An 18,128-nucleotide genomic window follows, 5' to 3' on the forward strand; every position below is an offset into this window, starting at 1 on the left:
GACCCATGCCTGAGAACACATCTTCCGAATCGGACCCCTGGGCCGAGGCCACCGACGCCGTGCCGACCCACCGCGACGAGCCGGCCTCCACCTCGCAGGGGCACGAGTCCCATGCCGGCCACGAAGGTCACGCCGGTCACGAGGGTCCCGCGGCCACGCCGGACCCGGCCGCCGAGCAGGTGCGCGCCGAGGCCGAGCGCCGCCAGCAGGAGGCGGCCGAGCGCGCGGAGCAGGCTCAGTCCGCCGCCAACGAGGCGATCCGGGGAGCCGAGCACGCGGCCGGTCCGCACGGCAACGGCGACCACCCCACCGCCGAGCCGCCCGTCCCGCCCACACCCCCGACGCCCCCCACACCGCCGGAAGGCGACGATCCCGTACGCCGGATCCTGGCCGACGTCGCTGCCGGGCGGCTCGGCCCGGAGGAGGCGGCCGCCCGTCTGGACGAAGCCCGCAGGGCTGCCGACGCCGGGTCGGCTCCGTCCGGAAACCAGTCCGGAAGCGGGGCGACCTCGGCCGGGGCGAAGTCGTCGGGTGCGCCCGGCGCCGGCACGTCGGAGCAGCGGACCCTGCCCACGACCTCCGCGACCGAGCCGACCAACCGGGTGCGGGTGCGCGCGGTCGGGCGGCGGGTTCGGATCATCGGCGAGCCGTTCGTCTCCACGGTCGCGGTCGACGGTCCGCACGTCGTACGACAGGAGGGCGACACGCTGGTCGTCACCAGCGAGGGGGAGTTCGGGGCGTCCCTGGACGGCTTCACCCTGATGCGCACCAGGTCGCTGCGCGACGTGCAGGAGCGGGTGTTCGACCTCGGACGCGAGCTGTCCGTCCGCGTCAATCCCAGCCTGGCGGTGGAGATCGAGGTCACCGCGGGCAGCGTCAACGCCGAACGCATCCCGAGCCTGGAGCAGGTGCGGGTCACCGGCGGCTCCGCACGCGTCCGTGACGTGGAGGGCCCGATCGACGTGCTCGTGCAGGCGGGTTCGGCGCAGGTGGAGGGACGCATCCATCGGGGCAAGTCCAGGTTGCGGGCGGAGTCCGGCTCTCTCCAGCTGCGGCTGCTGCCGGGTTCGAGCGTGCGGGTACGCCCCGACGTCCAGCTCGGCCGGGTGCAGTGGGAGCCGCCGAGCGCCGACCGGGACGAGCACGTGATCGGTACCGGCGACGGCCAGCTCGACCTGGAGGTCGTGATGGGGATGGCGACCGTCAAGCAGGCCCCGTGAGCGTGGCGTACGGCACGGGTGGATTCACGGGACATCCGCCCGTCCACGCGCACCGGCCGCCGCGCGACTGTCCGGTCTGCGGTGCCGGTCTGCAGGTGACCCGGCTGAGCTGCGACGCGTGCGCGAGCGAACTGTCCGGAGTGTTCGAGTCGTGCGGGTTCTGCGGCCTGACCGACACCGAACGCGACCTGCTCCGCGTCTTCCTGGTCTCCCGCGGCAACATGCGGGAGGTCGAGCGGCACCTCGGAGTGAGCTATCCGACGGCCCGGCAGCGCTATGCCGATCTGCTGGCGAAGCTCGGTCTGGAAGGCGCCGGGTCACCCGTGGCTCCGGCTGGTCCGGCTGGTCCGGCTGGTCCGAACGAGCCGGAGCAGAGCCGCGAGGACGTCCTGGCGATGCTCGCCAGGGGCGAGATCGACGTGGACGCCGCCGCCGACCGGCTCCGTCAGGTCGGCTAGGACCTGCCCCGGACGACGACAGGCGACAACCCCCGGCGTGCGTACGAAGAAACCCACGATGCGCGGCGACCGCGCATCGTGGGTTCTCGCTGTCCGGGCGGTGGCCCGGCCTACCGGCTGGTGCTCAGCCGAACGGCACTGCGTCGACGATCTCCACCGTGACGTTGCGGCCGTTGGGCGCGGAGTAGGTCGCCTGGTCGCCCTTGCGCTTGCCGCTGATGGCGCGGCCGAGCGGCGATTCGGGGGAGTAGACCTCCAGGTCGACCGAGGAGTCCAGCGACAGCAGCTCGCGCGAGCCGAGCACGAACGTCTCGGTGTCGTCGTCGCCCTGGAAGCGGATGGTCACCTTCATGCCCGGCTCGACGATCCCGTCGTCCGGCGGGGTGGCACCCACCCGGGCGCGGCGCAGCATGTCCTGCAGCTTGCGGATCTGCGCCTCGACCTTGCCCTGCTCCTCCTTGGCGGCGTGGTAGCCGCCGTTCTCCCGCAGGTCACCCTCGTCGCGGGCTTCACCGATCCTCTTGGCGAGCTCCGCGCGCACAGTACCCGTGAGATGGTCCAACTCCGCCTTCAGACGGTCGTAGGCGTCCTGCGTGAGCCAGATGACGTTCTCGTCGGTCGACTGCGTCACAGCTTCGCTCCTTGGTCATGCGGGGGCACTTCGGTCATTCGGAAAAGACCCGGTCGTTTCGCGCGGGTGCGCTCTCGGTGCGTGTCCGGAACTGTACGGACTGACCTATCAGGCTAACAACGCGCGGCTCTCCCGGCCATCCCACGTCGGTACGTCGAGGTCGGTGAGCAGAATGTCGGTGGTCTGAGCCACCATGGTGGGCGCGCGCTCTTTTTGCAACCCGCGCCGCCGGACAGAGGAGATAACTACGGTGCCTTCCACCGCACCCGCACCGCTGCGACTCATGCACGTGCACGCTCACCCCGACGACGAGTCGAGCAAGGGGGCCGCCACCACCGCCCGTTATGTCGCGGAAGGTGTCGAGGTCCTGGTCGTGACCTGCACCGGCGGTGAGCGCGGATCGATTCTCAACCCGCACATGGACCGGCCCGACGTCCTGGCGAATCTCTCCGAGATTCGCCGGCAGGAGATGGACCGGGCCCGGGAGATCCTGGGCATCCGGCAGGAGTGGCTCGGTTTCGTCGACTCCGGTTTCCCCGAGGGCGACAACCCCGCCCCGCTGCCGGAGGGCTCGTTCGCGGCCACGCCGGTCGATGAGTCCGCCGGCGCACTGGTGCGAGTGATGCGCGAGTTCCGTCCGCACGTCGTGACGACCTACGACGAGAACGGCGGATATCCGCACCCCGACCACATCATGTGCCACAACGTCACCATCGCCGCGTGGGAGGCGGCCGGTGACCCCGACGCCTACCCAGAGGCCGGCCAGCCGTGGCACCCGCTCAAGCTCTACTACCACCACTCGTTCCACTGGGAGCGCACCAAGGCGCTGCACGACGAGATGGTGCGCCGGGGACTGGAGTCGCCCTACGCCGAGCGGCTGAAGGAGTGGAAGCCCGACCCCGCGCACGCCGCCAGGGTGACCACGCGGGTGCCGTGCGCCGACTACTTCCCGGTCCGCGACAAGGCACTGCTCGCGCACGCCACCCAGATCGACCCCGAGGGGCCGTGGTTCGCCTGCCCGCTGGAGGTGCACGTCGCCGCGTGGCCGACCGAGGACTACGAGCTGGCCCGCAGCCTGGTGGAGGCGCCCGTTCCCGAGGACGACCTGTTCGCGGGGCTGCGGGATCTCGGCGAGGACACGCCCGCCCCGCACGGCGCCGGGCGGCTCGCCCCGGAGGCCTCCTGAGGTCGTGTCCCCGTCCGCGGCTGCGACAATCGGTTGACGGGCCCGTGCCCGTCGCGGACCACGAACACCCAGGTGGGAGAAGGTACGTCCAGTGCTTTACATGATCGTCGAGGCGGCCGCGCCGCAGGACGACTCGGCGTGGGTGGGCCCCGGTCTGCTCGGCTTCGTGGTGATCGCGGCGATCGGTGTGGCGACGGTGCTGCTGTGGCGCAACATGAACAAACAGTTGCGCAAGGTGCGGTTCGAGGAGCCCAACCCGCGCCGCCGCCCAGGGCCCGGGCAACCGCCCGCCGGCGAAGACCGGCCGGGACCGATCGACGGTCCGGCCGACACCGCGGACGAAGGCGGCCCCGGCCTCGACCAGCCCGACGCGGAGGATCGCCGCCGCTGACCTGCTGGTCAGCGGCTCAGGGGACCACTCGGACGTCGAGCACGGCCCGGGCTGCCGCCTGGTCACCGTCGACGGCGAACCGCCGGTCGAGTTCGCCGGCCGGCAGCCGTCGCCACAGCGCGAGCAGCAGGTCGCCGGCCGTTCCCGCGATGGTCGCGGCCGCCGAAGCCGCCTCGGTGTCGGTGAGCGTGGGGCCGATTCCGGCCGGCACGCCGTCCGGCTCGGCCGGAGGGCTCACCAGCCAGCGGCTGGACTGGTCGGTGCACCTCAGCAGCACCGGTGCGATCGGCCGATGTGGCCCGAAACGCTGCGACCTCGGCATCATCACCTCCACCACCTCGCCCACGCCGTCGGCGGCCAGGTCGGGGTCGACGACCGGCGTACCGCCGATCGCGAGTTCGGCGTCGACCCGGTGGACGCACACCTCGTGCGCCTGGCGTCGAGACCAGAACTCCGCGGTGCCGCCGTCCCCGAACGCCCAGGTCGGCTGGGCCGGGTCGGTCACGGCCAGCTGGTCGAGCAACAGGCCGACCGACTCGGCGTACCACGGTCCCAGCTCGGAGTCGCCCGGGCCGGGCACGGTGCTCGACCCGCCGCCGGGAAAGTCCCCGGTCCGCACGATCTCCGCCGCCCATCGGTGCACCCGGCCGGTGTGTGCCACCAGGTCGGCAAGCGTCCACTCCGGGCAGGCCGGCACGCGGGCGGAGTCCGGACCGGTCTCGTACGCCGCCAGCAGGCGGGCGCCCTCGGCCCGGATGAAGGCGGCGTAGCTCGGCGGGTCCAGCGCGCCGTGTGCTGGTACGGAGTCGGCGATCCTCGTCATGACGACAACGTAGCCGGGCGGGATGCGGGGCCTCGCTCACCGGCGCGGCGGGTGGATCCGGCGTTGTCGGTGCGGTCCCATAGGCTCGGTCGGCGCAGCAGGGGCAGGGCGAGTTTCGAAGCGTTCCACTTCGAGACATGCCCTGAGGCAGGCCGGGTCCAGCGACAGCCCAGGAGGTAGGCATGAGCGAAGCGGCCCAGGCGGAGCTGGGTGGTGTCGCCGAAGACACCACCACCGAAGACACGGGCGTCACCGAGGGCACCGGCATCACGCCCGGGACCGAGCGGCGATCCACCGACGGCCGCGGCTCGCTGGCCGAGCTGGTAGCCGCCGGCTGGGAGGACGCCCTGGCGCCGGTCGCCGGCCAGATCGCGGCCATGGGCGACTTCCTGCGCGCCGAGCTCGCCGCCGGGCGGCGTTACCTCCCGTCCGGTCCCGACGTCCTGCGTGCGTTCCAGCAGCCGTTCGCCGACGTGCGGGTCCTCATCGTCGGCCAGGACCCCTATCCCACGCCCGGGCACGCCGTCGGGCTGAGCTTCTCCGTGGCGCCCACCGTGCGGCCGATCCCGCGCAGCCTGACCAACATCTACCGCGAGTACGCGGCCGACCTCAGCCTTCCGTTGCCGTCCAACGGCGACCTGTCGCCCTGGTCGCGGCGCGGGATCCTGCTGCTCAACCGTTCGCTCACCGTCGAGCCGGGCCGTCCGGCCGCCCACCGCGGCAAGGGGTGGGAGGCCGTCACCGACCAGGCCATCCGGGCGCTGGTGGCCCGGGAGACCCCGTTGGTGGCGATTCTGTGGGGACGTGACGCGCAGAGCCTGCGGCCGTTGCTGGGTGAGGTGCCCAGGATCGAGTCCGCGCACCCGAGCCCGATGTCGGCCGACCGCGGATTCTTCGGTTCCCGGCCGTTCAGCCGGGCCAACGCCCTGCTGACCGAGCATGGCGGGGAGCCGGTCGACTGGACACTCGACTGACCTGCACCGACTGACCAGCACCGACTGACCAGCACCGACTGACCAGCACCGACTGACCAGCACCGACGCATCGCACCGGGGGATCTCATGCGTACACGCCTGGCCGCGGCGGTTGCCGCGCTCGGCACACTGGCGGGCGCGGCGGCCTGCTCGTCGGGCCCGCCGGAGCAGGCGTCCCAGGCGGCGCGGGCGTTCGCCGCGGCGTGGTCGTCCGGCAAGCTCGGCACCACGGTCGACCCGCGCACGGCGAAGGCCGCGAGCCGTGACGTGGCGGCCGACACCCGGGCGGTCCGCGCGCGCACGACGACCGTACGCCCGGCCGGTGAGCTGACCTGCCTCGACAGCGACCAGGCCGCGAAGCTGAAGGCCGACGGGAGGGTCTGCCGCCAGCCGCTGACCGTCACCCACGACCTGGCCGGCCTGGGCGCGTGGCGCTACTCCACCACCGCGGAGGTGCGCGAGGACGGCCAGGGCAGGTGGAAGGTGTGGTGGACGCCGCAGACGTTCCACCCGAAGCTCGCGGCGGGCACGGAGCTGCACCGTGAGCGGGAGCTACCGACCCGGGCGTCCATCCTGGACCGGGCGGGGAAGCCGCTGACCAAGCAGACCCCGGTGGTCCGGGTGGGGGTGGAGCCGCGGCGGGTGAAGCCGGACGTCACCTACGCCAAGCTGCAGCAGGTGCTCGGCGTCGACCCCAACGCCCTGCGCAGGCGGGCCGAGGCTGCCGACCCGGCGTACTTCGTGGACGTGCTGACCCTGCGCGAGCCCGCCTACCAGAAGGCGCGGGCCCGGCTGGACGACATCCCCGGGGTGGTGACCCGCGAGGACACCATGTCGCTCGGGCCGTCGTCGTCGTTCGCCCGCGGTGTGCTCGGCGTCGTCGCGCCGGCGACCGCTGACTCGCTGAAGGGCGCGGGCCCGCTCGCGACGGACAGCGACCCGGTGGGCGCGGGCGGGCTGCAGGCGGCCTACCAGACCCGGTTGGCCGGCACCCCCGGCGGCCGGATCGACGTGGTGCGCACCTCCGACAGGCAGCGGGTGGCCACCGTGTTCTCGCGAAAGGCGAAACCAGGGAGCTCGCTGCGTACGACACTCGACCAGGACGTGCAGAACGCCGCCGAGGACGCGGTCGCCGGCCAGGCCAAGCCGACCGCGCTGGTGGCCGTCCGGGCCGGCACCGGTGAGGTGCTCGCGGCGGCGAACGGCCCCGGCGTGACGTCGTACAACCGTGCCTTCGTCGGCCGCTACCCACCTGGCTCGACGTTCAAGGTGGTGTCGGTGTCCGCGCTGCTGGAGGGCGGGCTGCGTCCCGGCGACACGGTGACCTGTCCGGCCAGCACGTCCGTGGGCGGCAAGCGGTTCAAGAACGCCTACGACTTCGCGCTGCCCGACGGCCCGATGACCGACGCGTTCGCGCACTCGTGCAACACCACGGTCGTCGACCGAGCCCGCGACCTGGACGACGCCGACCTGGTGGGGATGGCCGAGCGGTTCGGCATCGGCACGAAGTGGAAGCTCGGGCTGCCGGCCTACTCGGGTTCGGTGCCCAAGCCCACCGACCTGGTCGACCGCGCCGCCGCCATGATCGGCCAGGGGCGGGTGCTGATGAGCCCGCTGGGTATGGCGCTGGTCGCCGCGACGGTGGACGCCGGACGGCCGTACAAGCCGGTGCTTCTGCCCGACGTGGCGCCGGGCGGTCCCGCGGGCGACAAGCTGCCGGCCGGGGTGGTCGAGGAGATGCGAGGGCTGATGCGCGCGGTGGTGGCCACCGGCTCCGCCAAGCAGTTGGACCTGCCCGGCCCGGACGTCTACGCCAAGACCGGTACGGCGGAGTACGGCAGCGACGATCCGCCGCGCACCCACGCCTGGATGATCGGGTACCGCGGCGACATCGCGTTCGCGGTGCTGGTCGAGGACGGCGGAGCCGGCGGTAAGGACGCGGGGCCGGTGGCGCGTACGTTCCTGCGCGGCATCAACTTCGTGGAGTAGTCGCGGTCACCTCCCAGGGCCTGTCCTGCCGATCATGGCCGGTTCGCGTGCCCCCGCATCCCGTGACCCTAGACTCGAAACCATGGCGCGACCGAACGAGCAGGTGGGCGCGCTCCTGCAGGAATACGCGGATCTGGTGGCGATCACGGGCGGCGCGCCCTACCGCGCCCGGGTCTACGAGAAGGCCGCGCGCTCGGTCGCCGGGCATCACCTCGACGTGTCCACGCTCGACGCCGCCGGTCTCCGCGAGATTCCCAACGTCGGCGACTCGATCGCGGCGAAGGTGGTCGAGTACTTCCGAACCGGCCGAATCGAGGAGGTCGAGCGGCTGCGGGCGCGGATCCCGGCCGGCGTGCGCGAGCTGACGCGGATCCCCACTCTGGGCCCGCGCAAGGCGATGATGCTGTACGACGAACGCGGGATCGCCTCGGTGCAGGACCTGCTCGACGCGCTGGACGCGGGGCGGCTGAAGGGCCTGAAGGGGTTCGGGCCCAAGACCGAGGAGAACCTCCGGCACGGCATCACCCTGCTGCGCCAGGCGGGTGGCCGGGTCACCCTGGACGTGGCGATGGAACTCGCCGAGGAGATCGTCGCCGCGCTGTCCGCGGTGCCCGAGTGCGAGCGCTGCGCCTATGCCGGGTCGCTGCGCCGGATGCGCGAAACCGTCGGCGACCTGGACATCCTCGCAGCGTCCACGAAGCCGCGTCCCCTGATGAAGGCCCTGACCGGGCTGCAGCTGGTGTCAGAGGTGATCGCGCACGGCGACACCAAGACGTCCGTCCGCACCACGACGGGGATGCAGGTCGACCTGCGGGTCGTACCCCCGGAGTCGTGGGGCGCGGCGCTGCAGTACTTCACCGGTTCCAAGGCGCACAACGTCCGCACGCGCGAGATCGCGGTACGCCAGGACCTCAAGCTGTCCGAGTACGGCCTGTTCACCGTCCCGCCGGCGCAGCGCAGGCGCCGGCGCAAGGCCGGGTTGACAGCCGAGCAGGAAGCGGTTGCCGAGGTGCTCGAGCCGGATGGGCAGGGTGAGCCGCGCGAGCCACCCGATTCCGAGGCCGGTGAGCTGGTGGTGTCGAAGTCGGAGAAGGAGGTGTACGCCCGGATCGGGCTGCCCTGGATCCCGCCGACCCTGCGGGAGGACCGCGGTGAGATCGAGGCGGCCCGCGACGGCACGCTGCCCGACGTCGTGACCGAACAGGACATCCGCGGCGACCTGCACACCCACACCGACCTCACCGACGGAGTCGCGCCGATGACTGAGATGGTGGCCGCGGCGGCCGAGCGCGGCTACGACTACTACGCGATCACCGACCACGCGCCGAACCTCTACATGCAGCGGATGACGGACGAGAAGATGCTCGCCCAGCGCGAGCAGTTGCACGCCCTGGCGAAGCGCTACCCGAGGTTGACACTACTTCACGGGACCGAGCTCAACATCGACCCCGACGGCGAGGTCGACTGGCCGGCGGAGTTCCTTGCCGGGTTCGACATCTGCGTCGCATCTGTGCACTCCCACTTCAACCAGACCAGGGCGCAACTGACCCGTCGGCTGGTCCGCGCCTGCGAGAACCCGCACGTCAACGTGATCGGGCACCCGACGGCCCGGCTGATCGGCCACCGGCCGCCGATCGACGTGGACCTCGAGGCGGTGTACGAGGCGTGCGCGCACACCGGTACCGCGCTGGAGGTGAACGCCTCACCGGACCGGCTGGACCTGGGCGACGAGAACATCCTGGCCGCCCGCCGGCACGGGGTGAGGTTCGCCGTCGACACCGACGCGCACGCGGTCGCCCACCTGGACTACCTGCGCTACGGCGTGGGCACCGCCCAGCGAGGCTGGCTCACCGCCGACGAGGTGATCAACACCTGGCCGCTGCGCCGGCTCCGGACGTTCCTGCGCAAAGGACGGAAAGGACGGAAGAAACCGTGACCCCCGCGAGCGCACCCGCACTGGTCCAGGAGACGCCGTACCGCTACCGGATCGAGCCCACCGGGCGGATGCGGGTGCCCGGCGTGGTGTTCGCCTCACCCGGGTTGCTGCCCGAGGTGGGCGGAGACCAGGCGCTGCAGCAGGTGGCGGATGTGGCAACACTGCCAGGGATCGTGGACGCGTCGTACGCCATGCCGGACGTGCACTGGGGCTACGGTTTCCCGATCGGCGGAGTGGCCGCCACCGACATCGCCGACGGTGGCGTGGTGTCCCCGGGCGGTGTCGGCTTCGACATCTCCTGTGGCGTTCGGCTGTACGCGGCCGACCTCGACGCCGCGGCGTTCGCGCCGAGGAAGGAAGCGGTGCTGGACGGACTGAGCCGGTCGACGCCGCGCGGCATGGGCAAGGGCGCGGTGTGGGACCTGTCCGGGGCCGACCAGCTCGCGAAGGTGCTGGCGTCCGGCGCGAAGTACGCCGTCGAACAGGGGCACGGCGTGCAACGCGACCTTGACAGGTGTGAGGACTTCGGCGCTGTCGACGACGCGGACCCTGCCGGGCTGAGCGAACGCGCTGTCAACCGCGGCTTGCACCAGCTGGGAAGTCTGGGTTCGGGCAACCACTTCCTGGAGGTTCAGGTCGTCGACGCGGTCCGCGACCAGGCCGCCGCGGAGGCGTACGGGCTGCGGGCCGGCCAGGTGTGCGTGATGATCCACTGCGGGTCGCGCGGCCTCGGCCACCAGATCTGCACCGACCATGTCCGCGCGATGGAGCAGGCGATGGCAGGCTTCGGCATCACCGTGCCCGACCGCCAGCTGGCGTGCGTACCCGTCGAGTCCGACCCCGGACGTGCCTATCTGCGGGCGATGGCGGCGGCCGCCAACTACGCCCGGGCCAACCGGCAGCTGCTCGGCCAGGCCGCGCGCGAGGTGTTCGAACGCCTCACCGGAGCCGGACTGGACCTGATCTACGACATCTCCCACAACCTGGCCAAGGTGGAGACCCACCGAGTGACCGGAGGGGACGGAGCAGCCGGAGCGGCCGGAGCGGCAGGAGGGGCCGGGCAGCCGCGGCGCCTGTGCGTGCACCGCAAGGGCGCGACCCGCGCGCTGCCGCCGGGCCATCCCGACCTGCCGGCCGACCTGCGCGACCTGCCGGACGTGGGGCAGCCGGTGCTGATCCCGGGGTCGATGGGCACGGCGTCGTACGTCCTCACCGGCGTGCCGGGCGGTCCGGCGTTCGCCTCCACCTGTCACGGCGCGGGCCGCACTCTCAGCCGGCACCAGGCGGCGCGGGCCGTCCGGGGCCAGGAGCTTCGGCGGCTGCTGGAGAGCCGGGGGATCGCCGTGCGCGGCGCTTCCTGGCGGGGACTGGCCGAGGAGATGCCCGAGGCGTACAAGGACATCGACGCGGTGGTCGAGGCGGCCGAGGGTGCCGGGCTGGCGCGGGCGGTGGCCCGGCTGGTGCCGGTCGGGGTGGTCAAGGGCTGACCGCGCGCCCCCGGATCCGCCGCCGGCGGGCCGCTCAGACGTCGAGGGTGACCGCGCACGACCAGCCGTCGGGGCCCTGCTCGAACCGCAGGCCGTGCAGCGAGACCGCCTTCGGGACCGCGCCGACCAGCTCCACCTCGCCGGTCCCGGTGACCTCGAAGTGCACGTCGTACCCCTCCTCCAGCGCGGGGTCGACCCGCGTCGCGAGCGGGATCACGTCGGCGGTGTCGAGGAGGTAGACGACCTCGTCCAGCACAGCGACCAGGAGGTCCTCGTCGGTGTCCGCGGTCACCTCGAAGCTCGCGGAGTCGGTCGGCCGGGCCCCGGCGGTGTCGGCGAACGTCTCCACCATCGCGGTGACCGCCTCGGCCACACAGTCCTCCCGGGTCGGCGCCCAGGCCTCGATCCGGGCGTCCGCGGTGTGCGGGACGCTTCGGTGTCCGGGCTGCATCGTCCCTCCGGCGCGACTGGCCTGCATTCCTCGTCGCGCCTGCTGCGCGACCACATTCCTCGTCGCGCACGCTACGCGACCGCGTTCCTGCGCGGTGTGCACCGCGCGGACGCCGGCGCCGGCAATTTCGCGGCCTGCTCCGGACGCAAGGCGCCGCGGCTGGGAAACCCGCTCGACTCGGACGGGACAATCGGACCCGTGAGCGACGTCAGCGAGACCTGCGAAGAGCGATCGATCGAGGCGGTGCCCGGACTGTCCGCACCGGTGGAGATCGTCGTCGACACCTGGGGAGTTCCACACATCTACGCCGAGAACGCCGACGACGTGTTCTTCGCCCAGGGCTTCAACGCCGCCCGGGACCGGCTGTTCCAGATCGACCTGTGGCGCCGGCGGGGGCTGGGTCGGCTCGCCGAGGCCTTCGGGCCGGACTACCTCGAACGCGACCGGGCGGCCCAGCTGTTCCTGTACCGCGGTGATCTCGACGCGGAATGGGCGTCGTACGGCACGAACGCACGGGTGACCGTCACGCGGTTCGTGGAGGGCGTGAACGCCTACCTGGACTGGCTGGAGCGCCATCCGGAGGAGCTGCCGCCGGAGTTCGGGATGGTGGACTATCGCCCGGCCCGCTGGAGTCCTGAGGACGTCGTACGGATTCGCAGCCACGGCACGGCGTACAACCTTCTGCACGAGGTGGCCCGGGCCCGGGTGACCCACGTGGGCGGCTGGGAGTCCGACCTCGTACGCCAGTCGTTGTTTCCGCACCGTCAACCGCACCTTGCCGACGGCCTGGACCTGGATCTGCCCGACGACGTGCTGCGGGTGTACGAGCTTGCCACCACGCCGGTGGTGTTCACCGGCGACCCGCGGGTGCCCCTCAGCACCGAACTGCCCGCGGACAACCCCGTGGCGGCGACAACCGCGACAACCGCGACAACCGCGACAACCGCGACAACCGCGACAACCGCGACAACCGCGACGACCGCGACGACAGCGGCGGCAGGCGACCTCGACGGTGGCAGCAACAACTGGGTGGTGGCCGGCTCCCGCACGGCGACCGGGCGACCGATCCTCGCCAGCGACCCGCACCGGTCGTTCGCCACGCCGTCGCTGCGGTACTTCGCGCACCTGTCCGCGCCCGGCCTGGACGTGATCGGCGCGGGTGAGCCGTCGGTGCCGGGAGTGACCCTCGGCCACAACGGCCACGTGGCGTTCGGTTACACGATCTTCCCGATCGACACCGTGGACCTGTATGTGTACGACCTGGATCCGGACGACCCGACGCGCTACCGCTACGGCGACGGCTGGGAGCCGATGCGGATCGAACGCGAGACCGTCCCGGTGCGCGACGCCGGCCCGTGTCAACTCGACCTTGCGTTCACCCGGCACGGACCGGTGATCCACGTCGACTCCGAACGCCTGCGTGCCTACGCCGTGCGGACCACGTGGTTCGAGCCGGGTACGGCCGCCTACCTGGGCAGCCTCGAATACCTGCGTGCCCGGGACGGCGAGGAGTTCCGGGCGGCGCTGCGCGCCTGGGGTGGACCGGGGGAGAACCACGTGTTCGCCGACACCGGTGGCCACGTCGGCTGGCAGGCGGCCGGACTGGTGCCGCGGCGGACCGGCTGGGACGGCCTGCTGCCGGTGCCCGGCGACGGGCGCTACGAGTGGACCGGCTTCCACACCACGGAGGAGCTGCCCGGTCTCGCCGATCCGGACGCCGGGTTCGTGGCAACGGCCAACGAGTACAACCTGCCGGCGGACTTCCCCGCCGACCGGCAGCTGTCGTACGAATGGTCGGACCCGGCCCGGCAGCGGCGGATCGTCGAGGTGCTCGACCGGCCCGAGCCGCACCGGCTCGAGGACTCGATGCGGCTCCAGACCGACCGGCGCTCGGTGGGCACCCGGCAGGTCCTGGCGCTGGTGGCCGGGCTGCGCCCGAACGGCGACCGGCGGCTGGCGACCGCGCTGGCGATGCTGCGCGACTGGGACGGCGTGGAGACGCCCGGGTCCGCGGCGGCGGCGTTGTACCAGGTCTGGTTCTCGCGGCACCTGCTACCCGGCTTCGCCGAGGCGGTGCTCCCTCCCGGCGTACCACCCCTCCTGCCCACCTTCGACCAGGCCGCCGTACGGTCCGCCCTGTCCGAGCCGGCCACGGTCTGGGCCGGGGAGGGGGACGGCGACGCGGACCGGCGACGGGACGACCTGCTCCTCGCCACCCTGCGCGCCGCGGTCGCCGACGTGGAGGACCTGCTCGGCCCGGACCCGCACGGATGGAGCTGGGGTGCGCTGCACCGCAACCACCAGCCGCACCCGCTGGGCTTCGTGGACCCGAAGCTGGACGTGGGTCCGTTCCCGGCCGGTGGCTCCGGGACCACCCTGAACGCCGCGCCGTACCTCCCGGGCGACTTCGTGCAGACCATCGGCGCGTCCGCCCGGGTGGTGGTCGACGTCGGCGAGTGGGACAACTCGGTGTTCGTCAACACCCCGGGCCAGTCGGGTGACCCGCGCAGCCCGCACTACCGCGACCTCGCAGAGCTGTGGCGCAACGGCGAGTTCGCCCCGCTGCTGTACAGCCGCGCGGCGGTGGAGCGGTCCGCGACGACCCGGATCCGGTTGCTGCCCGCGTGACGGCCTGCGTGACGGCCTGCGCCTCACGTGAGGCGCAGGCTCCTGTCGGTGGTGGGTTCTAGGGTCGGCGCATGGCCGTGAGATACAAGGTGTGCATCGACTGCTCCGACCCCCACCTGCTGGCGAGCTTCTGGGCGCAGGCGCTGGACTACGTCGTCGAGGACCACTCGCCACTGATCGAGTCCCTGCTGGCCGAGGGTGCACCGATCCGTGACCACCTGGTCGAGGTCGACGGGCGGTTGGCCTGGCGGACCGCCGCCGGGATCCGTGACCCCGAGCACCCGGTCAACGCCGGGACCGGCGTCGGGCAGGGCGGCCGGATTCTCTTCCAGACCGTTCCCGAACCCAAGCAGGGCAAGAACCGCCTGCACCTCGACCTGCACGTCGGGGCCGACAAGGTGGACGCGGAGGCGGAGCGGCTGTGCGGCCTCGGCGCGACCCGGTTGGGGGAGGGCCGTGAGGAGGGAGGTTCGCGCTGGATCGTCCTCGCCGACCCCGAAGGAAACGAGTTCGACGTGGCCTGAGCTCGGCTCCGCGACGTAGGTCGGCTCAGTCGGCCAGCTCCCGGACGAGGGACCGGTCGGTGACCTGGTAGCCCAGGCTGGTGTAGAGGTTGATCGCCGTAGTGTTCGGGCCGAAGACGTTCAGCGCCAGCACCGGGTCGCCGGCCGCGAGCACCGCGAGTTCGCCGAGCCGCATCACCGCCCGGCCCAGCCCGCGGCCGCGGCGCTCGGGCACCACCGAGACGCCGAAGACGAACGCACGGCCGGCCTCCAGGTGGTGCCGGAGCCAGATCATGGCGGAGTACGTCTGCCCGGGCGGTTCGTCACCGGTCTCGAGCACCAGGATGCTGTGGTTCGCGGTGGCCAGGCCGTCCGGCAGCAGCTCGTCGAACTCCGCGTTGGCCTGGGCCAGCGCGTCCTCGGGGGACAGCGCCCGGCCGACGGCGATCTCGTCGGCGTAGCCAACGACGTCCTGCTCGCGCCAGGCCGGAAACTCCCCCTCCGTCATCGCTCGGCCGGCCAGGCCCTCGGGGAGTTCGGGCGGTGGCGGTCGGTCCAGTGTCCGCTGCATGTGCTGGGCGGTGACGGTGTACGAGCCGAACAACGCAGCCTGCGCCGGGTCGTTCGGGTCGATGGTGGTCCCCACCCGCGGCAGGTCGTTCGCCCGAGCCCAGTCCTCGACGTGCGCGCGGGCCGCGGAACCGATACCGCGCCCGCGCCAGTCCGGGCGTACCCAGATGTCGTAGAGGATCGCCCGCCGGCTGACCGGGTCCGTCCGGCTTGCCGCCGCGACATACCCCACGGTCTCCGCGGCGCCGGTCGACCCGCCGGAGCGGAGCGTCCACACCGGGTGCGGCGCGGCGTCGGCCCGCATCCGGTCCAGGCGTTCGACGTGCCCGGCGACGTCGTTGTCCGCCAGGCCCTGCCGGCGCCACTGCTCCGCGCGGCGCTCCAGCCAGTCGGCCCGCCACCGCGCCTCGTCCCGCGCCGACGCCTCCTCGACAACGATGTCGCTCACGCCTGTCTCCCCGCCCCGGTCAGCCGTCTCCGCTACTGCAGGTTGACGAACATACCGCCGTCCACCAGTACGTCGGAACCGTTCATGTACGCCGACTCCGGCTGGGACAGCAGCCACAGCACCCCGGCGACGTCGGCCGGCTCACCCATCCGGCCGGCGGGGATGCGCGAGCGGAAGTAGTCGACCTTCGCCTGATCGGTCCAGTCGGCCTTGTTGATGTCGGTGGCGATCGCGCCGGGCAGCACGGCGTTGCAGGTGATGCCGTGCGGGCCGAGCACGATGGCGAGGCTCTTCATCAGCGAGCTGATCCCGGCCTTGGTGGTGCAGTAGTGCACCTGCTGGGAGCCGCCGACCCAGGCAGAGATGGACGACACCGACAGGACCCGGCCGCCGCGCCCGGCCTCGACCATCGCCCTGGTGAACGCCTGCGTCACCAGGAAGGCGCCACGAAGGTTGACGTGCTGGACGCGATCCCACAACTCCACGTCGATGTCGAAGAAGTCGGCGAACGGGCAGATGCCGGCGTTGTTGACCAGCACGTCCAGCGGCCCCCACGTCGCATGCACGATCGCGGCCATCTCCGTCACCGCGGCCGGGTCGGCGACGTCGGCCTCCACCAGCAGTGGCGTCCCGCCCTCCTCGCGGACCAGCGCGCCGGTCTGCTCGGCGTACTCGCGTTCGCCCGGTGGGAAGTTGACGACCACCCGGGCACCCTCGCGGCCGAACCTCGCCGCGGTCGCCCTGCCGATGCCGCGGGCCGCACCGGTCACCAGCACCGTCCGGCACGTGCCGGCGTCCAGGTCGCCGCTCACCCCGCCGCTCATGCCGCCGCTCACGCCACCCTCCCGTCGGTGAAGCGTTCGAAGTTACGAGGGTCGTACAGCGGTACGATCACGTCGGCGGTGCGGCGTACCCGCTCGTAGGCGGCGATCGCCTCGTACATGTTCTCGTTGATCCCGATCGGGATGTTCTTCTCCACGTTGTCCAGCACGAAGAAGCTGTCCGAGATCGCCACCACGCCACGTGGGGTGTCCGCCTCCACCACGACCGACGCGCGGTGGTGTACGCCGCTCCACCACGTGCGCAGGCCGGGTGCGAGCTCGTCCTCGTCGGCGAGCAGCCGCACCCGGGGCCAGGCCTCGGTCACCAGGTGGACGAGCACGTCGTCGGGCAGGGACGTCGCCCGGTTGTCGTGCGGGTGCGCGTGCGTGGTGTGGAAGTGCACCCAGCCGCGTTCGGCGACGCAGATCCGGGCGTTGGTGAACAACGCGACGTTGCTCACCGTGTAGAGCTGCAACGGCGTGAGGACGACGTGGGTGACGTCCTCGGGTGTGACGCCGAACCTCGCCAACTGGTCGACGACGAACTCACCGGGCTCGCGCCGCATCCGGGCCCTTGCGCCGAGCACCTTCTCCCAGTGGGCGTTCATGGGTTCGAGGTCGCGCGCCGGACCGGTGTTGACCAGCGCGGTGACGCCGTCGCCGCGCAGCAGGACCGACTGGAACAACAACGTGTGCCACTCGTCCCAGCCGCTCATCCAGAACAGCTCCGGCCCTGGTACGTCGCCCCGGCCGAGGGGCAGCACGTCGACGCGGAACTCACTCATGGGCGGTCACCACTCCTCAAGGTCGGTCCTGTCCGGTGCTGGCGTTCGTAGCCCAGCGCGACCGACAGCCGGTGCGCCGCCTCGGTCAGCAGCCGGTGGGCGTTCTCCCGGTGGGCAGGTGTGCAGCGGATCGCCGGGACGGACACGCTCAACGCGGCGACCGTACGCCGGCTGACGTCGTACACGGGTACGGCGACACAGCGGATGCCGAGGGTGTACTCCTCGTTGTCCACCGCGAACCCCCGCCGGGACACGGTGCGCAGCTGACCGAGCAACCTCGCCTTGTCGGTCACCGTGTGCCGGGTGAACGCCGGCAGCGGACCCGCGGACAGGCGCGCGTCGAGGTCGTCGTGGCGGAGGCCGGCCAGCAGCACCTTGCCGACCCCGGTGGCGTGGGCGGGCAGCCGGCGGCCGACTTCGGACGCGAGGGTGAGGGTCTGGCGTCCGTCGACCTTCGCGACGTAGACGTTGTGCACTCCGTCGAGCACCGCCAGTTGGACGGTCTCGTCGATGGTGTCGCGGATGCGTTCCATCAACGGCAGTGCGCGTTCGACCAGCCCGAGCGTGCGGGTGTAGGCGTTGCCGGCCTCCAGGGTGCGAAGGCCGAGGGAGTAGCAGCGCTGGTCGGGGTCGAACTCCGCCCAGCCGCGCTCCACCAGTGTCCGCAGCAGGCCGTGCAGGCTGGAACGCGGATAACGCAGGCTTCGCGCGATCGCGGTGAACGTGAGCGGCTCCTCGTGCCGGGTGAGCAGCTCCAGAATCGCGAGGGTGCGTTCGGCCGACTTCACCACGCCGGTGGCCGGGTCGTTCACGGATACGCCTCCGGA

General features: G+C 72.1%; 17 protein-coding genes. 10 read left to right on the top strand and 7 right to left on the bottom strand.

From position 1 onward, the window contains the following. Positions 1–5: 5 nt before the first annotated feature. On the top strand, positions 6–1,220 hold the full coding sequence (locus F4554_RS07045; protein ID WP_179786641.1) for a hypothetical protein: 1,215 nt from the start codon (positions 6–8) through the stop codon (positions 1,218–1,220). Beyond that, positions 1,217–1,678 carry a DUF2089 family protein gene (locus tag F4554_RS07050; RefSeq protein WP_179786642.1) on the top strand — a complete coding sequence of 154 codons (462 nt, stop codon included), beginning with the start codon at positions 1,217–1,219 and terminating at the stop codon, positions 1,676–1,678. Before F4554_RS07045 ends, F4554_RS07050 begins: the two co-directional genes overlap by 4 nt. 124 nt (positions 1,679–1,802) lie before the next feature. Here F4554_RS07050 and greA read toward each other — a convergent pair whose 3' ends face one another. Then, positions 1,803–2,309: a transcription elongation factor GreA gene (gene greA, locus F4554_RS07055; RefSeq protein ID WP_179786643.1), complete on the bottom strand. Its 507-nt coding sequence runs from the start codon at positions 2,307–2,309 to the stop codon at positions 1,803–1,805. Between the two features lie 250 nt (positions 2,310–2,559). Between greA and mca the strand changes: the two genes are divergently transcribed. Continuing rightward, a complete protein-coding gene (mca, locus tag F4554_RS07060; RefSeq protein ID WP_425546721.1) occupies positions 2,560–3,495 on the top strand; it encodes a mycothiol conjugate amidase Mca in 936 nt (311 codons plus the stop codon). A gap of 100 nt (positions 3,496–3,595) precedes the next feature. Continuing rightward, the gene (locus F4554_RS07065) at positions 3,596–3,886 is read left to right on the top strand and encodes a hypothetical protein (RefSeq protein ID WP_179786645.1); all 291 of its coding nucleotides are present in this window, start codon (positions 3,596–3,598) and stop codon (positions 3,884–3,886) included. 16 nt (positions 3,887–3,902) lie between these two features. Here the strand turns inward: F4554_RS07065 and F4554_RS07070 are convergent, their stop codons facing one another. Beyond that, on the bottom strand, positions 3,903–4,709 hold the full coding sequence (locus tag F4554_RS07070; RefSeq protein ID WP_179786646.1) for a maleylpyruvate isomerase family mycothiol-dependent enzyme: 807 nt from the start codon (positions 4,707–4,709) through the stop codon (positions 3,903–3,905). Positions 4,710–4,891: 182 nt separating this feature from the next. Here F4554_RS07070 and F4554_RS07075 point away from each other — a divergent pair, with 182 nt between their 5' ends. From F4554_RS07075 to F4554_RS07090, 4 genes are all read left to right on the top strand, one after another. Next, positions 4,892–5,683: a uracil-DNA glycosylase gene (locus tag F4554_RS07075; RefSeq protein ID WP_179786647.1), complete on the top strand. Its 792-nt coding sequence runs from the start codon at positions 4,892–4,894 to the stop codon at positions 5,681–5,683. An 87-nt stretch (positions 5,684–5,770) separates the two neighbouring features. Then, on the top strand, positions 5,771–7,672 hold the full coding sequence (locus F4554_RS07080; RefSeq protein WP_179786648.1) for a penicillin-binding transpeptidase domain-containing protein: 1,902 nt from the start codon (positions 5,771–5,773) through the stop codon (positions 7,670–7,672). Positions 7,673–7,754: 82 nt separating this feature from the next. Further along, positions 7,755–9,608, top strand: a complete 1,854-nt coding sequence (locus F4554_RS07085; RefSeq protein ID WP_179786649.1) for a helix-hairpin-helix domain-containing protein — start codon at positions 7,755–7,757, stop codon at positions 9,606–9,608. After that, a complete protein-coding gene (locus tag F4554_RS07090) occupies positions 9,605–11,095 on the top strand; it encodes an RtcB family protein (RefSeq protein ID WP_337795909.1) in 1,491 nt (496 codons plus the stop codon). The genes F4554_RS07085 and F4554_RS07090 overlap by 4 nt, the downstream gene beginning before the upstream one ends. Before the next feature lie 34 nt (positions 11,096–11,129). Here F4554_RS07090 and F4554_RS07095 read toward each other — a convergent pair whose 3' ends face one another. Then, on the bottom strand, positions 11,130–11,546 hold the full coding sequence (locus F4554_RS07095) for an archease (RefSeq protein ID WP_179786650.1): 417 nt from the start codon (positions 11,544–11,546) through the stop codon (positions 11,130–11,132). A 198-nt stretch (positions 11,547–11,744) separates the two neighbouring features. Here F4554_RS07095 and F4554_RS07100 point away from each other — a divergent pair, with 198 nt between their 5' ends. Next, positions 11,745–14,174 (top strand): penicillin acylase family protein, encoded by a 2,430-nt coding sequence (locus F4554_RS07100; RefSeq protein WP_337795910.1) that lies wholly within the window; start codon positions 11,745–11,747, stop codon positions 14,172–14,174. Between the two features lie 71 nt (positions 14,175–14,245). Further along, positions 14,246–14,698: a VOC family protein gene (locus tag F4554_RS07105; RefSeq protein ID WP_179786651.1), complete on the top strand. Its 453-nt coding sequence runs from the start codon at positions 14,246–14,248 to the stop codon at positions 14,696–14,698. Between the two features lie 25 nt (positions 14,699–14,723). Here F4554_RS07105 and F4554_RS07110 read toward each other — a convergent pair whose 3' ends face one another. Genes F4554_RS07110 through F4554_RS07125 form a run of 4 tightly spaced genes read right to left on the bottom strand, consistent with a single transcriptional unit; the run spans position 14,724 to position 18,113 of the window. Continuing rightward, on the bottom strand, positions 14,724–15,695 hold the full coding sequence (locus tag F4554_RS07110) for a GNAT family N-acetyltransferase (RefSeq protein ID WP_179786652.1): 972 nt from the start codon (positions 15,693–15,695) through the stop codon (positions 14,724–14,726). A gap of 32 nt (positions 15,696–15,727) precedes the next feature. Continuing rightward, positions 15,728–16,531, bottom strand: a complete 804-nt coding sequence (locus tag F4554_RS07115; protein ID WP_337795911.1) for an SDR family NAD(P)-dependent oxidoreductase — start codon at positions 16,529–16,531, stop codon at positions 15,728–15,730. Next, entirely contained in the window at positions 16,528–17,301 is a 774-nt protein-coding gene (locus F4554_RS07120; RefSeq protein ID WP_179786653.1) for an MBL fold metallo-hydrolase, read from the bottom strand. The genes F4554_RS07115 and F4554_RS07120 overlap by 4 nt, the downstream gene beginning before the upstream one ends. Then, positions 17,298–18,113, bottom strand: coding sequence for an IclR family transcriptional regulator domain-containing protein (locus tag F4554_RS07125; RefSeq protein ID WP_179786654.1), 816 nt, complete (start codon positions 18,111–18,113; stop codon positions 17,298–17,300). Before F4554_RS07125 ends, F4554_RS07120 begins: the two co-directional genes overlap by 4 nt. Positions 18,114–18,128 lie beyond the last annotated feature (15 nt).

It is taken from the genome of Actinopolymorpha rutila, assembly GCF_013407855.1.
Classification (GTDB): Bacteria; Actinomycetota; Actinomycetes; order Propionibacteriales; family Actinopolymorphaceae; genus Actinopolymorpha; species Actinopolymorpha rutila.